An 18,102-nucleotide genomic window follows, 5' to 3' on the forward strand; every position below is an offset into this window, starting at 1 on the left:
TATTACGCAGGTTTTTATTTCCAATAGAGATCAATTTGGAAGTGGTTCTTTCTCGTGCGACCTGAGGACCAATGATCGGTCCTCAGGTCTGCTTGGCTACCAGCTCACTTTGAGACCGATATTGGCCTTGAGCGCGTAATTCTTGCCGAATTGTTCGAGCGAAGTATTAAAGAGACCTTCGCCATAAACCGAGTACTTGTTGTTCGCCCAGGCATAGGTTCCTCCGACGCCAATGCCTCCCCAAGTCTTATCCACATCCGTCGCAAACGATCGACCTGAAACAACGCTTCGAGAACCGTTGAGGAATTCGCGATAGACATTCGCCAGGCCATATATACCAGTATTGACGGTCATCCCCTGATCGTCATGCCAGCTCTTGTCATACTCGACTGTGACACCTGCCCGGCCAACAAGACTATCGGCATTGCCGAGCGCGTATTGTGCGTTCCAAGCATCCGAGAACGGATCAGCTTGAAGCGATGACCAGATTAATTGCGCCTGAGGCGTTAGCGCCCAATATTCACTTGTTTGAAAACGCTGTCCCCCTTCGATACTCAACGCATAGCCTGTCGCAGCATTCCCACTTGCAAGAGAAGCATGCAGGGTATCGGAGAACAGATCTGTGTCAAACCAGACATATTGGCCCTGAACGTCAGCATATAGACCATTGGTACCGTACCAAGTCGCGCTAGCGCCAAGGTTCCAGGCGTTGGTTTTCAACTCACCATCACCGTCGCGCGCCTTAACGTCGCTTCGAGCCACTCCATAGCCACCAAAAATGCCTGCAATAACTATACCGTTGGCATCATCGTAGAACTGCCCGTCGAGCCCCGTTTGAAGCCTGGTTGTATTGGTTTCCATGTCCAGCCCAGTGGCCGACGACGGTGAGATCCGACTATGAGCTCCATCAATGCGCGCCCAGAAAGCGGGCGCATTCGCCGACACGGCAGGATCTTTTTGCACTTCCCTCCGCCAGTATCGATTTCCTACGCGTTCGCGCAGTGACGTTAAGGTATTGAGCTCGCGCAGAGATGCGGCGTAAGCTTCGTAGAGCGGAATGTTTGGCCCAAATCGGCGATCAATGGGCTTGGTTGGCTCAGTGGGGTTGGTTGGCTCCGTGGGATTAGTCGGATCGACCGGGCCCGATTTAAGCTGGCTGGACAAGTACCAGTTACCGTTCTGCGGCGACGCGGTCGTACCCTGATGCAAGGTATAGGCGTAAATGCCCGCAATCACGGCCTGCTGCTTGTCTTTTGTCTCAAAATCCCCGATGAGCGAGAATGTACCCTCAGACTGGCCATTCACCTCAATGATTTCGATCCCATTTTGCGTCTCATCACCCAATCCGCCTCTATTGTAAACAAGGACCTGTGTCGTACCAGAAGTATCACCGTTTACGACCAAACGATCCGTCATTGAACTGTCGTTTCCGAGCACCGTCGAGAATGCTATGCTGCCGCCATGACCGGCATAGTCTCCATCAACCGTCAGCACTGTACCGGCGGTGCCATTGTTCATGACAATTGTACCGCTGTTGTCTAGGGTTGCGAGAGTTGTATCGAACCCACCCACGTCGAGTGCGCCAGCTGGACCAACCACAAATGACGAGTCCGAACTGAAACTTCCGCTACCGCCTTGCTTGAGTGTTCCGCCCGCAATCGTCGATGCCCCGCTATAGCTAGATGAGCCTGAAAGAGTGAGCGTGGCAGAGCCGTCTTTCGTAACACCACCCGTGCCCGAAATCGTACCTGAAAACTCGGTATTGACGTCCTGATTTACGCTAAGCGATGCATCGGTGAGATCGAGTTGTCCCGCACCAGTCAACCCGCCCGTAATTGTGTCATGACCATTCAGATCTGCGGTCGCTCCTCCACTGACGTTGAGAATGCCTTTGCCGAAGGCATCATCATCAACACCTGCTTGCAGCTTTCCACTCTGCACATTCATCGGACCAGTGAAACTATTGTCTCCGCTCAAAACAACGGTGCCGCTACCCTGTTGCGTCACGCTTCCCGACCCCGAGATACTACCTTCAAACTCATAAACATCTGAACGATCAAATGCTAACGCTCCCTGCGTTGGCCCATCCTGGACCAATGCAACATCACCCACGATGGAACCACTGGTGCCGCCGTCACCAATTTTTAGAAGACCGCCGCTTACAGTGGTGTTGCCGGTATAGCTATTGCTCCCTGTTAGAACGAGAGTTCCATAGTCTGTCTTTCGAAGGCCTTCGGTACCGCGCAACTCGTTCTCAATCGTCGCGACGAACGCTGACCCGTTAACATTTCCGTTCCCGACGCGAATGACTGGTACTTGTCCGTCATTCAATGTGAGATAATCACCGGTAAGACGATACCCGTCGACGGCGAATTGAAGGCCTGACGCAACAATGCCACCCGATGCGCTGTCCACCGTCACCGTTCCCGCCTGGCCGCTAAACACTGCGAAGCTATCATCGTCCCATGGGCTGTTGCTATGACCCGCCATGTCAGTCCAGTTATCGTTGAGGGTGTCCCATACACCATCGCCCCCATCGATAGCATCATTATCGTGACCGTTTGTTCCGTCCCAGAAACTCACATTGACACCGGTGTGATTAATCAAATTAACCTGGTGCAATACCCCGGTTTGAACGGCCATTTTAAGGGGATCTGCCCCTGCAGGCACTTGCCCAATATCGAGGCCGTTGTCATTCAGAGTACCGGCATAGTCAAATATTCGGTATACGCCGGCTCCAAATCCGCCAAAGCCGTCAGTAATGTCCAGCGTTCCGTCGAGTGAAAGATTGCCGCCTACGTCGAATAGCGCTGTTTGTGTTGGTACCCCGAGTGCAACATTGACGCGGCTGGTAGCATCAAGAGCAAGATCACCGCCGACATGTAACGTACTGCCTTCTGAGCCCGACAGCGTAGCGCCGGACAAGGTGAGGTTGCCGCCAATTGTTCCATCGCCCGAGATCGTAGTCGCCGTAGCCGCTTCAATATCGCCACCGTATACGCCATTTACTTGCAAAGCCCCCGAAGAAACCGAACCCTTGCCAGTGAATGAACCTGAAGTGCCTGAAAGAGTGAGCGTCCCTGCTCCTGTCTTCTCCCAGTCTCCCTGGCCGCTCATTGTTCCTTGCAAATCAAGAGCTGAATCGGTCTTAAAAGTCCCGCCATTCTGCGAAATACCAATGGAGCGCGCAGTCTGAATTGCCTGGGTGTTATTGAATGTACCGCCATCCAGAGTGAGGCTACCCTGCACATTACCCAGATTGCTATCGGAGCCGACCTGTAACGTCCCTGCACTGACCGTTGTACCGCCGTTGTAAGTATTATCGGCTGTGAGCGTTGTCGTACCCGAACCGTTAACTTCGACCTGCCCTGAACCAGAAATAACGCCGTTGAAGCTGTAATTGTCGCTACGATCAAATGCCAGAGTTCCGTTGTTGGTGACATTGCCCGACAGATCACCCGTTGTTCCACCTCCGCCAATCTGCAAAGTACCCGCAGCAATCTCGGTTCCGCCGGTATTGGTGTTCTGTGCCGTCAAAATGAGCGTGCCCGATCCGTCCTTTTTAAGCGCGCCACTGCCCGATACAACACTTCCCACGACGACCGAATTGGCCCCGGTATCGAGAGACCCGCCGCTGCCAGCTAAAGCAATCGAATGATTAAGGGGGTTGGTATCACTGAAGTCGTCTGAAAACTTGAGGACACCACCATCTATCGTAACGTCCGACTGCGCGGCTCCAAGATTGACGTCAGACGCCACTGTCAAAGTGCCAGCTTTGATGGAAGTGCCGCCACTATACGTGTTTGTTCCCGATAAAATCGTCTCGCCGGCTCCGATCTGTGCAATACTGCCTGTTCCGGAAATAACGTCAGCCAAGGTTAATGTGTCGGAGCGGTTGATCGCCAGAACGCCCTTATTTGTTGCGTCTGCTCCTGTGTCGATGGCACCCAAAACGCTACCAGAGCTTTGCCCATCACCCAGTTGAAGCGTTCCGCCTATAATGGAAGTGCCGCCGCTGTAAGTATTGTCACCGCTCAGGACCAACGTTCCACCAAAGCTTTTTTGCATTCCATGCTGACCGCCAAGTTTCGCTGAAATTTTCGCAGTGATGGCTGTGTCCGAACCAGAACCGCTGCCCACACGAATAATGGGCTTATCCGTCGATGCAGGGTCCTGAGGAGCGAGCGTTATTGTATCACCTGAAGTTGCGCCGCTAATCGTATAATTATCGGCGCTGAACTGCATACCAGAAGCACTGATCGCACCGGCACTATTATCGACGCTGACCGTACCCGCAGCACCTCCAAACACCGCAAAGTCGCCTTCCGTCCACGCGCCGTTTACGAGGTAATCGGGCGCATCAGTCCAGTTGCTATTGGTCGCATCCCAAACACCATTTCCGCCATCCGCTTGACCATTTCCATGATTGGAGGCGTCTCCACCATCCCAAACATTGAGTGCACCACCGCCAGAGTTAACCAAATTGACAAACTTGCCCGCGCTGTCGATTTGTATCGAAATATCACTGGCGTTGACACCCGACGGAAGAGAGCCAACCGTTGCAGATCCGCTTTGTGTGCCGTAGTGAAAGACGTGAAAAACCCCGGGGCCACTGTCACCAAAACTCGCAACGTTGATAGTGCCCGCAAGAGCCAGCGCGCCTTTGACATCGAACAGCGCATTATGACTATTGCCCTGGTAGGAGATATTGGTCTGAGTCCCACTATTTAAAGTGAGATTCTGGTCAAAAGTGAGTGTGCCCGAACCATCGGAAAACAACGTGCCGCCTGTTGCAACAGCTGTCGCCCCACCGATCGCTCCTGTACCGCCGAGGGTCGCGCCACTTGCAACCGCAACGGTCCCTCCGAGAACTCCGTCGACAAACAAAGTACCGGCCGTAATCTGACTCGATCCCGTAAAATGCGTGCTGTCTCCTGTCAACCTCGTGGTTCCGGCGATGTTGGTCAATGTCCCGTTTCCACTCAACTTGGCGGCAAACTCGTAATCTGTCTCGTTATGCCGGAAGTTAAGAGCGCCCACGCCAGATCCGAAGCTGATCGTTGGTGTATCCAGTTTTCCTGCACCCGAAATAGTGCCCGTGCGCTCCCCAATGTCAATGGTACCTTTGGTTCCAGCCGCTGTTGCGACCGAGATACCCTGATCCGCTTTGAAAATCGCCCCTGTTGTAACCACCAAGTGATTCTCTGACGTTCCTCCAAGGGCAGTCGCACCGGTAACGTGAAACAGGGTCCCGCTATCCTGCATGTGGATGTAACCCCCTGGCGTGCCAGTCGACGTAGTCCCTCCGGACGCCAGCGTGAGTTTCGTACTGATCATATTGACACCGGTGGTCATATATATGGAGCCGCTATGTTGCGCCGAGCCAACTGTTATCGCGCCGGTGGTGGCCTTCGTACCGGCATTATGGATTGAAAGAGTACCGCTCCCATCTGCACCGCCTAGAAAGATAGACTTATCGGTGGCGTGAACTAACTGAGAACCCTTATTGATAATAATAGTTGCTTGCTCGCCATTGAAGTGCATATCGCCCCCAACGGTCAATGTCACGTTACTCGCATCAATGGTAATGATCGGCTCGGTATCGCCGATGAAGTTGAGATCGCCTGCGACAGTAAGTTTGCTGCCTGCATTAAGCACAAGTTTACTTGTCTTTCCAACCGCACCTATGTTCAACTGTCCTATTGTCGCTGTGCTATTTAGTTCCGGCGCATTCATAAGGGTCCCGGTCAACACCCAGGCAATCGTAACGTGGTCGGATGAGCCTGGAAGCTGATTAGTGGACCAGTTTCCCGCATCCTCCCAGAACTGGGAGTTGGCCCCCTCCGTCCACTCAACATCCGCTGCTTGAGAAAGACGGACGACATCACCGAGCGACGCAATCGTAACAAATGCCGTCGACAACAGTAAAATTCTTGTCCTGCTACTGATAACACCGGAGCCTTTGAGAATGGAGAAAGCACTTCTTCCCATATTCCACCTGCCTCTTAATTAGTAAATTAAATGAAACTATTTTAGTAATAATATCGATTTGTACTATCTTGATACGAATCGATAACATCAAATATTTAGTCGCGCAACATGCCTAGTAATATTTACACATTTCAATATTTCTATTCAAAGTAGATCATAAATAGACACGTAAAATAGCAATCCCGATTACTTCTTCACGATCTTCAGCTCTTTAAATCCATTGCCTTTTCATCAAGCATGTTTCGCGCCCGCTTTGGGGGCTGTCGACGGAGATCGTCAAGGCCCCCAAGCAAAGTGCCAGCAACCGTAGGACCGACGGTGCAGTGAATGTTCGTTTCCCGCAACGAAGTGCCACCGCCCACGAAATACGCTATCGCAAAGGTTATTGGTTCAGGAGTTACCCCTCGGACAGTCGTCTAATTCAAGAAATTCCCCCGTAATCCTGCCAGCTATCCCAAATCTAATTTTCATGGTCCTATAGGGGCAGCAGCGAACAGAACGTCAGAGCCTATTGTTTGAATATTGCAATATATCCCCGTCTTTTACTTTAAACGATTAAGATCCAGAATTTCTCAATTTGCTTTGACGCGCAATTATTGTCCAACATGCAATCGATAATTCTCATTCAAATCTTTTCATGGGCAGCTCTACGATCGAAGAAGAAGCTGTCATTCTATTTCGTTAAATCTCATCAATTCCAATTCAAGCTTTAGATAGGTAATAAAATGACAGATATTATCGCCAAGAAAGCCTCAAGACTCGACGGGTCCAAGTGGGGCACCATAACAAATTTTCAGGCATACTTCGACGGATTCACTTCAAGGAATACACAAACCTTCGTCTATGCGAATGGGCGAAATCAGGCCGTTCTATGTATGGAAATGATACTTGCTGACAGTACGGGAACACGTCTCACGAATGACAATTCACCCACGATCGAAGAAGTATTGAACGCAATCGACATCATAGATTATAACACTGGTGATGTGCTAGGGGCAGGCACCGTCGCCGGCTGGAGTTTCACCTCTGTCGGAAATGTCTTTCATAAACAGTTGACTGTTAACCCGTCGACGGCTGAGGAATTAGACGGGACGGCTGACGGTAACAACACGCTGGTGAATGGCCTTGCAAAAGTCGTCTTCTATATCAGCTGTGATGACTCAGCTCTTGGAGAAACGGCTTTGCTTGGGGTTCGAGTGACACCGGAAGATAGCGATGGCTTTGATGGTATCCCCGTAGAAAACTCCAAAGATGGGACATTTCATAAACCGGTGAGCCTGATTTCACGCGCGCCAATTACCTACCGGCTTTCGGATCTCGAAATAACCGGCCAACGGATTCGTCACCCAAACGAAGTTGACGGTACCCTCGCCTTCACCGCCGGTGATGATCCAGACGACGGCAACTACTGGCGGCAGTTCGACTACCATATCACGTTAAGTCAAAGTGCGATGACACGCTATGGTACACATCTTTATCGCACCGTTCTGGAGAGCGACGACGCTTACTACAACGAGTACTCGTTCGGTGAACGCAGGACGGGCTACTTCGCTTACAAGGGCTACTTCTGGTCCAAGAACGTCTACACTGATGTCAATTCGACATCACCCATGGTTCCAAACACCAGAACAACATTCCCGATGAGTTCGCGTGGCATATCCGGGAAGACTGCCACCGTTACAACCGAAGCCAATAAACTCTTTATGACGATGTTTTGCTCTGCGGGTGGCGGTATTAGTTTCCAGTATACTAAGATTCCTTTGATTATCACACTTTACGATGAATACGGCAATGCAGGTAAGTTCATGGTTACTTCAGATGAACTACCAACTGGCGGCTTCGACGCGACGGCTTTCACCAAGTTGAATTTTTTGACTGAATTTATCGAGGACACAACCCCGAGCACTGACGGCGACGACGACGGTCAATGTCAGCTTGCCTTTGACCCCAACGCCTTCGGTTCAAGCCCTGCAAAAGCGTATCCTCCATTCAATATCCTGGCGAGATTGATAAAAGGAGTTCCGCTGTTTTGTATTTCTTCTGGCGACCCCCATTTGATCATCAAAATAGCGAATGGTGAGCCTGTTGGCTACAAGATGAAATACTATATCTGCCATCAAGCGCTGGGGGGATTTAATGCAGGTACAGCGTCTCCGGCCAATCATGCAGCGGGAGATCTAATCTGCATGAGTCATAAACAGGTCGTAAACGTCGATGATGGTTACGAGGTAGGGTCTATTGACCTTTCTGAGGCCACGGACAAGCAATTTTATTCGTTAAAGCCTGTCTGGGATACGAAATGTAGCGTGGTCATAGCCTCTACTGATGGGTTGACTAAGCAGTATTTTTACTTGCTCTCTGTTTCCACAGCTACTGGCGTTTACGGCGGGTGGGGTAAAGACTTGATCATTTCCAACATGTTGCACGTTACAGACGGTACAAAGTATTTCGTCAATCCCACAACAACGCCGTCACAAATATAAGGTGCTTTACGGCAACGGATGTGTGCTTAACCGACGGGTACCCAGTAGGCATCATGGTTCATCTTCTCTCGTGCGAGCGGATCTCGTGGTGCTCATTCGACTTACCTATTTAACGCATTGTCTCGCGTTCTTTATTTGGTACCTGCCTCACATAGAGCGGGTAATTCAGGAGCTATAGTGATGGTTACTCAAATTCTTGTCGATAGCTTTGGCGATTGGGCCAATGTCACTGCAATGGGAATAAGTTTCGATACTGACCCAAAGGGCCCCAGTGGTTCAACCCTTAATGGGACGCTCTATGCTAATGAAACCCACCAGGCCGCTATCCATATCAAATTGAGACTTGCGGATGCAAACGGCCTAGCTCTCAACACTGACAATCAACCAAGCGTTCAGGCCGTGTTGGATTCAATTACCATCATAGATTATTTTACAGGCAAGCCGGTAAGCGAATATTTGACAACCACACAGGCGAATAACGGCTACGCCGTCCAATATCCGTCCGCGATACCGGCCGACATCGTTGTCGCAAGCGTTGCAGGTTCCATTGCAACCATCACAGTGTATCTCACGCATCGCATCATAACGGAATCGACCCTCCAACATACTATCGGGTTCTCTGTTCAGTGCGGCCCAACTGGCCGCCTCGTCCGCAATGCAGTTGATGGGGACTGGAACCATCCGGTATCGATATCCATTTTACAAGCACCGGAAATGGATGATGTTTCTGTTTCCGTCTCAGGCAATGCAGTACCTCATAGCGGTGAAAACGACACTGCTCCAACAAACCCCACCGGACAGGAAACCGATGCCAATCTGTGGCGCCGGTTTGATTACAAGGTCGTTCTCATGCGACACGGAGCACCGTTGACCGGTCAATTGAGAATAAGTAATTCCGACCAATACGCCAACAGTGACTACTCATTCGGCGAGCGGTGCTGCGGACCCTATTCGTATAAGGGCTATTGCTGGCCAATCAATATAAGCGGCACGGATAATGCGCCGTTAGTGCCCGCCCAGTCATCCTACACCTATAACCTCACATCCGAAATGTTCGTGAATGAGACGATCACTATCACGCCGAGCGAAAAGGCGCTCTATTTGACGCTTTTCTGCTCGTTTGGCGACAGAGTGACTGGACGTTTTGCCCGTACCCCTCTTCTGGTTTCCATGAGCCTGGATCCATATGGTAACGGGGTACGGCTTTCCCTCGACCCAGACAAGTTGCCGGATTCTTATGATCCTGCGAACCTTAAAAACCTGAACCTGACTGAAAAATCTATAATAGATCTGACACCATCTATAGTGGACGAAGGACTATTCAACTTCCGTGTAGTCGATGGCCAGGGGCGTTACCTTCAATACTCGAACACCTGGCCGTATTATTTTGGCAACGCAAAATATGTCGCAGGTCCGGCTAAGCCGGACAGTTCTGACCATATTTTCTCGACAAAGATGGCGTTAAAAGGGGGCGTGCCTATGCTTGCGGTGCAAAACCCCTCACTATTCATGGCTGCAAAAACCCAGTACCAACCTGTCATAGCCGACACTCTTTCGTCAGGCGATGCTCAAGCCTGGCACTTAAAGCCGATCTGGAACGGCTCCAAAGTCATGCTGTTTGCAAAGGCCCTTGCAGCCTTTGCCTCTACCAAGGGAACCAACCCATTGGAAGACGTGATTACGGCACCCTACAGCGCAGGATATACTGCGAACGCCACCTGGAAGATCGAGATGGATCGAACCTTGGCAGTTGTTGACGGCGACACTCAGGGAGATTGGGCCCGGATCGGAAACTTCACCTTTGAATTCGAAGGAACAAGCGGCCCGAATCCAGTCGGAACACCTGTTTATGCAAACGGCCTCAACCAAGCGATTCTGCATCTTCAGTTGACTTTGGAAAACGAGAACCAAGAATTGCTCGACGGTAGTGACGGTAAAGTCCTTCCCAGTATTGGATTTGTCAAGAAAGCGGTCACATTGATCGATTTCTATACGGGCACCCCAATCCGGCAAGGTGACAGCGCCGGATGGGATTTTTCCTTCACCCGCAACGAATTTGCTAGTGGGCAATCCACTTCGAGTGCGCAGGTCTCCTCAAATGCAGATGAAACCAATACGAACTATATCAAAAACGGCGTCGCCTTTTTGACCCTTTATGTGACATGTAACTCTTCAGTCACACTCGGCAACCTATCGCTTGGCTTTCTCGTCACACTAACTGGAGTTACATCTGGTCAACAATATACAATTGCAAATGCTGCATCCACCGTAACTTGGCTGGGCGAACCTCCAAACATCTTGCTCGATGACGGCCAATCCTGCTCAATCTCGTTGCGCAGTGTGCCCACGATGGGGACAGACCTGCTCAAGATCACCCCTACCCATGTCGGCCATGCAGACGAGGACGACGACAAGGCTAATAACAGCGCCGGCAACCTTTGGCGCCAATGGAATTACGCAATCGGCGCTCGCTCAGGGTCAGCTCAGATACGCTATTGTGTCATCTCTGCGGACACGACACTGCCAGCAAACAACCAAATCTACCGTTACGCGAATGGATTCTATAGTTGCGCTGCGTATTTATGGCCTCGTAATCTAATGACCGCCGATAACGGACAGCCATGCCCTGGGGCTAACGATGACAGCTACAAAGTGACGAATTCCGTTATCAACCAAAGCGTAGTAATCCCTAAAGCCGACGGCGAAGTCTACTTTTCCTTGATTTATTATTTCGGTGAATACAGTGATGGGACACTCTTGAAGAGCGGCATCGACATCACATTCTACGATATTTATGGAAACAATGGCGAAGCGCATATTGATCTTGAATCGATCCCGAAACAGTATGATGTCGATAAACTAAACGCGTTCGTACCTGTCCAGGATGGAAAGAATGCGGGCGCCAACGTTTCTGCCAAGAATAAATCCACGGAATACTATTTGACGATCCCTTCGTCTAACCCGGGTGTCAACGAAACCTATTATTTCGGCTGGTTTCCTTGGGGAAAGAAAAACTACTGTGCCGGAGCGATAACGTCGAGCGGCAAATCTGCTGTGACCAATTTTTCTATGGCAAACAAGACAAGTGGAAACGCAACTTCTATTTCAATGAATATTGTCACTCATGATCACAGCACGGGGTTATCCACCTTTCCTCATGAGCTCAATAACCACGAAGTTCTCACCGATTACGGAAGTCTGGCCACGTTTTATATTCAACCCATTTGGTCGACAGGTAACGTGATAATTCACCAGAGCGATAGCAATGACGCTGTCGTCAGCATAGACAGCGGCCCTGACGAGAACAACAAGACGGACATTAAAGATCATAGCGACAAAAACTTCGTCATCTTATCCACATATGCAAAAGGCGATCCTAAACAATTATGGACGGTCGTACCTGTCTGATTACCAACATTGAAACATATTTAATCGCTTTCAGGAGCTGATAATGGCAAACGATTTCACGCAGGCTGGGAACTTTTACTCGGCGGTGGGTGGCAGTGTCGATATGCGCCGCGGCGTTTATACGGCCTCGATCTCCCTGGGAAAACTGGTGGGAAATGATCTGGCTGGACCTTATCTCCCGCTTACGCTGTCCTATGAGCCTACAAATCCGATCGATCAAGGCTTTGGAGCCGGTTGGTCTTTAAGCTGGACGGTCTACGACAGGAATACGCGAACGCTGTATCTGTCAACTGGTGAGACCTATAAGATCACTGATACAGGCTCGTCAGTGACCATACGACAGCAACCCCTTATCACCACGTCATTCGAACAGCTTGGCGATGACGGTTACCGCGTCGTGCACAAAAGCGGCGAAGTGACAATTCTGTCTGGCAAGAAATATGGAAGCTCACTCAAAGTTCCAATCGCTCACTATACGCCGCTCGGACAGAAACTAACATTTGAATGGACCGATCTTGGTGGGAGCAACCCCAGGATAAAGTCGATTAGTGACTCTTACAACGATAGTAACCCTCTGTTAAGCGTCGACTACAACACGCCCCAGTTAAAGACTACGATCGTTCTTTGGAAGGGAACACCTCATGAGCGCATGATGGTCTTCCAATTGACCGGCGGGTTTGTTCATCATCTTAGTGGTCTCACCATTAGCGATCAGAACTGGGCATTTAATTATGATGAAACAATCGGTTACCTCAATAAAGTTACCGGACCGAGCGGGTCGGTAGAAGAGGCAACCTATAAGGCACAAGGGTTTGCAACACCGGCCTGCTCCGGTCTTGGAACACTCCCGCAGGTCATAAAGGTCGTTCAGTCTCCTAATGCCGGGCAGCCTTCAATCACAACTCAATATAAGTACTCCAATACAAACTACCTCGGCGGTGGAAATTCCGGCATCAACCAATGGAAGCCGGACGATGACAATCTATTCTTAGCCTCGGTCCGCAGCTATACATATTGGGCTCAGTCTATTCTCGAAGACAGTACAGGTGCTTACACAACAATCACTCAAAACTTCAATCTGTTTCACCTGATGTATCGACAAGACACAGAAACGAACAAGAATATCCAAACTGAAACCTATGAATATGGATATGCAGATACTACCAAGGCATTCGAAAAGCAGCTACCGCAATATCAGTTTTCGACCAAGAAAAAGTTAAGTTTCGTTGCAAAGGACAACACGCCTTCACAACAGGATCAGGTTACACTTACAGAATATGATGAGTGGGGAAACCTCACTTCGACGACCGGTCCGGACGGAATCGTAACCACCAGAACTTACTACCCGGCAGACGGTGATTTGCCGAATTGCGATAAGTCGCCCAATCCGAATAAAATCATACGCTTTGTGAAATCTGAAACCAGCACCCCTCCCCCCGACGCCTATACTTCACCCACATTGCGGACGGACTACACCTACATCAAACTAAATACATCTGACCAAGACGGCCAAGCGCTCGGCTGGGCGATATTGCCATCAACAACCTCGTCGTTTTCCGGCGATACTCAGCTCAACGTGTCAACCTCAGAATATATTGATCAACCGAGCAGTGTTGACCATGGTCGGATTAAGAAGGTTAGCGAGAAAGTTTACGTCACCAACGGGAATCCCGCGTCCGCGCTTGCGGCAGGTCTCCCTCCCAGCTATTTCGAGTCTTCTACAACATATAGCTATGTCCACGATCATTCCGCGCGTACAGTCGAGCAGACGACGTTATTTGAGACCCACGATGGCTTGTCCGTGCAGACCGCTTCGACGCTCTCCACCTGCGAAGGCGTAATTTTAGCGGAAACGGATGCTCTCGGAATAAAGTCCACTTACAAATACGATAGCCTCGTGCGGCTGATCGAAAGTCGCTCAGCAGTTGGTTCAGATTTTGAATCAGCTGTCGCTTACTCCTACGCAAGCGAGCTGGTTGGTTCGAGCAAGGTTAAAACGCCGGTGGCGATTGCAGATTCCGGCACCGGTGTACTGACTAAGGCCTGGTACGACGGTTTGAGGCGGATGATCGGTCAGGCTAAGGCTCTTAAAACCTCCGGCACTCCAAACTGGGAAGAAGGTCTGAGGCAAGACTTCGACGCTCTCGGACGAATTTATCAAGCGCATCTATTTGACTCTATCCCGCGCACAGGAAGCAGCGCTCAGGCTATCAGCAACAGTAACACTTTTTCCTACGATGACTGGGGGCAGATCTTCAAATCGCAATATACAAGCGGCTGGAAACAACAAACACAAAAAATGCCCGTGCAGCGGCGCATCATAGACAAGATAGGAAGCGACAGCGAAGGACAGCGCGTTCTCGGCTTTGCCGCCTCGGGACTGATGACAAACGCTGAAATTCAAGATGCCGCTGGTAAGGTCGTATCGACAGTCGAGTGCGATTATGACGGTTTGAGGCGTCTACGCAAATATACCGACAGAAACAAACAGGTCACTTTGTTCGATTACGACGATCGCCACCGTCCGGTCCGCATCACCTTAAGTGACGGAACTATCATTGACCGCCAATATGCTTCCTTCACAGAACACCCGCTTATCACTCAGATCTCGATAAATAGTACAGTTGTTGGCACACGAAGCTATGATGGATTGTTTCGTGTACAAGAAGAGACTGTGGGAGGTCGAAAGCAGACTTACACTTACGACGAAACCAACCCAATGCCGTCCTCTATAATTGACGCATCCGGCCAGACGACGACTTACACCTATATTGCAGAACTCTCTAATGCCGTAAAATCTGTGACGAGTGGTGAATCGGCACAGACCTTCGAATACGATACAGCGACGGGGCTTCTCGTCAATGCCCGCCAAACGGCAGATTTGGGCGGATTAAACATCGCAATGTCCTATGACGGGTTTGGCAGACTAACCAAAGAAGTTTTCGGCGGCCCTACAGGCAACTTAGAGACTGCTTACACCTATTCGCAGGAAGGTCGCTTATTAACCTATACTGATGTCGGAGGCGACACGGCGACCTTGAGTTACGACGATTACGGACGGATGACGAAGATCGATGACGGTATCACCGTTTTTTCGTTAAGTTATGATAGTTTAAGCCGCGTCGATGGATGGAAAGTCACTGAGCCACGGTCCCTTGAAACCACCCTTCAATACGATCAGTTCCATCGAGAAACGCAACGCGATATTAAGACATCTGACGGAATGATTATTCGTGTTGCCCAGACCTATAACAATATTGGGCAAGTCGACAGCCGCACGCGAAGTCAGTTCAAAGCGGACCAGCCAGACAACGTGGAGATTACAACAGAACACTTCAGATACGACCATCGATACCGTTTGCAAACCTATCTACAAGACGGAACCGCACGATCAACGGATGCATATGGCAATAAGATTACTTTCCAGACTTATGACTACGATGCGTTTGGCAATATCATAAGTTTGAAGACACAGTTCACCGATTTCTCCTACAACATTGCAACCTTTTCTTTCAGTAGTACCGATCCCTGCCAGCTGGTGTCTGTGGCCAACACACATCCAGATTATCAGCCACGCATGACATTGCGTTACGACGCTTGTGGGCGCCTCGTCTACGACCATAACGGCATGGAACTACAGTATGACGTGTTCGGGCGATTGCAGACACTTGGTGAATACCGCAAGCCCGCGCAATTGGTCTATGTTTACGACGCTCTAAACCGCCTTCGAACAATAGCTGAAAGTAAGACGATCCGCGATCGTTACTACCTTAACGATATGCTAATCACCGAGCGCACAACAGCGGGGCAAGCCTCAAGCTTCAGACGGTTCCTATATGCAAATAGTGGTGCACTTGTTGCCCAAAGAGACGGCCCAACAAGCATTTCCCTGTTCGCCGTAGATGCAAGTCACTCAGTTCTATATAATGATATCGGAGAAGAGTATAATTACGATCCGTTTGGAGATGCGGCGCCTGACAGCGGCACATCCGTAATGCGCTACAATGGGCAGCCAATCGACGGCGCAACAGAGTACTATCATCTTGGCAATGGCTATAGGGCTTATAGTCCAGTCTTGAAACGGTTCACTTCTCCTGATAGCTGGAGCCCCTTTGGACGAGGCGGGCTCAATTCATACAACTACGCACACAACGATCCGGTGAATTTTTCTGATCCATCCGGTCATGTTCCCGCCACCAAATGGTTGTCAGCGGTATTTGACCTAGCCCTGCTCGGAGCAGCCCTTGTAACGGGCGGCGGAGCAATCGCAGCAGCAGCGGCAGCTGAGGAAGTGACGGGAAGAATGATGGCCCGTATCTTTCTCACCGGCGTTGCGACTGTCGCGGCAGGAAGTGCGCTGGGAACCGAAATTGCGAGTATTGCCTATTATAATTCCAATACGTCAAAATCAAACAGTTTGCAGGAAGCGAGCGCAATATCCAGTATGGTTGCAAGCATTGCCTTGGTCCTACCTGGGTTTTTTAGAAAAAAATCTGTAAACAACAACTTCAATAATGTGAGCGTCGGCTCGCCCGCATATACCGAAACGGATCCCGCAGCGTTGCCAGCGCCGCCGCCTTCCGCACGAGAAGTGATCAATCCAGTTCTTCCAAGCTACGGCGACGTTGCCGGACCTTCGGACCCAAAGATTGCCGAACTTCGAAACAAGCAGAGGCGAATTGACAATCACTCGACGACGAACATCTCAGATAATAGGCGAGACCTGCCTCCGGTTAGGCCGCCTAAAGGTCCGCCGCCACCTCCACCTTTTTCGCCAACTGCTGCTGACAGCCGAGGAATTGGGCAAACGGCAGGAACGTCAAGAAGTGCACAAGCACAAACTGGCGGGCCAAAACCTGGTCGTTATGAAAAGAACATGGCAGCCAGCCACGCTCCATACTGTCCACTACATCCATCGAACAGCCCGAAGTCGGTTACCTTTCAGATATCTGATGACGAGATAACTGACGAAGACAGATATGGAGACAATTGGGATTAGTTTTCGACCTGGGCGCATGAAAAAACCAGAAACTAATGCCGGAGGTTGACGGAGAGGACGACTGAAGCCCTAAGGCCGCCGCCGGGCCGGCCCTTAGGGTCACATTTCAGTGCAGGGAAAGCCCAAAAGGACAAGCCAGCTGAAGTTGAAAATTGACCCTACCAATGTCAAATTGGAGACAATGTGATGCCATTGATGACCTATCTCATCTCGGGACTTGAAGATACTTCGATTGCAGCGCGAGAAGCGAGTGCAGATATGTCTAACGCGCAAGCGGTGAAAGAAACGGGGCAAGCTGAGCAATTGACGCGAGACAAAGTTGGCCCTTATTCACAACAAAGATCCAAATCCGTACGATTCAAGGTTGAAACACCAACCAACAGATCCGTCGTTGAACCGAGGCAGTCAAAACCAGATCTGCACCTTCAAGTGTCGGGTCCACCCATACCACGCCCCCGCACTATTTTTTTTAAGGAGAACCTGGAGAGTACGTTCCTGACTGAAGAGCCAGTCCGTCCACCGCGAGCCATCGACAAAGTGGCCAGGTCCTCCGAGCCTCCTGTTCCGTTGCCACGCAGCGTTAATCACACCGTTCTCACAACACGCTCACATACTAAAATTTACCGCGTAAGAAGCGTTCGTATGTCTGAAGCAAGCATTCCAGCGCGTAACCATCTGTGCACATTCTCCGCACCTCAAAGGCTCAAGATAAATCTTCAATTCGCGCCTCACCCAATAATACGTCCGATGCCTCAACGTTTTGACCCTTATGAGTTGTTGAGCGGTTACACTGATGACGGATATGGCGGCTTAATTTGGGAATCTTGGTTATAGATGTAGCTATTTGGCCGGCGTGAAGGTGGCAAGCTTTGGCTCTACTCACATCGAGCCTCAAGTACAGTCGATGAAAGTTGACTAGAAGCATGTGATTGCGGCCACATTAACTTTGGTTTCCTTTCACTCCGCTGATAGCACCGCGAGCCATGGCGCCTTCAGGCGAGAGACCGGTTTTCGCCTGAAGGGGTTCTCTCTGAGTGAACCAACTTATAATCAACCTAGAGACATCAAGTACTGGCCGGTAGAGGAGCATAAACTCATCAAGACCAAGAAATCGCTCAGAGGAAAGCGGCAGATTGAATCAACACTCTGGCGACAAAGAGTTACAGTCTTCACGTGTGCAGAGAACGCTGCTTTCCTTGACGATTACTCGTTCTCCGATAA

General features: G+C 50.3%; 4 protein-coding genes. 3 read left to right on the forward strand and 1 reads right to left on the reverse strand.

From position 1 onward, the window contains the following. Positions 1-96: 96 nt before the first annotated feature. Entirely contained in the window at positions 97-5,922 is a 5,826-nt protein-coding gene (locus QSJ70_RS23845; RefSeq protein ID WP_285540247.1) for an autotransporter outer membrane beta-barrel domain-containing protein, read from the reverse strand. Between the two features lie 794 nt (positions 5,923-6,716). Between QSJ70_RS23845 and QSJ70_RS23850 the strand changes: the two genes are divergently transcribed. From QSJ70_RS23850 to QSJ70_RS23860, 3 genes are all read left to right on the forward strand, one after another. Beyond that, positions 6,717-8,474 carry a hypothetical protein gene (locus QSJ70_RS23850; RefSeq protein WP_285540249.1) on the forward strand — a complete coding sequence of 586 codons (1,758 nt, stop codon included), beginning with the start codon at positions 6,717-6,719 and terminating at the stop codon, positions 8,472-8,474. 180 nt (positions 8,475-8,654) lie between these two features. After that, complete coding sequence (locus QSJ70_RS23855; RefSeq protein ID WP_285540250.1) at positions 8,655-11,882, forward strand: hypothetical protein; 3,228 nt, start codon at positions 8,655-8,657, stop codon at positions 11,880-11,882. A gap of 43 nt (positions 11,883-11,925) precedes the next feature. Beyond that, positions 11,926-16,881: an RHS repeat-associated core domain-containing protein gene (locus QSJ70_RS23860; RefSeq protein ID WP_285540252.1), complete on the forward strand. Its 4,956-nt coding sequence runs from the start codon at positions 11,926-11,928 to the stop codon at positions 16,879-16,881. Positions 16,882-18,102 lie beyond the last annotated feature (1,221 nt).

The organism is Brucella sp. NBRC 12950, from assembly GCF_030268145.1.
In the GTDB taxonomy this organism is placed as follows: domain Bacteria; phylum Pseudomonadota; class Alphaproteobacteria; order Rhizobiales; family Rhizobiaceae; genus Brucella.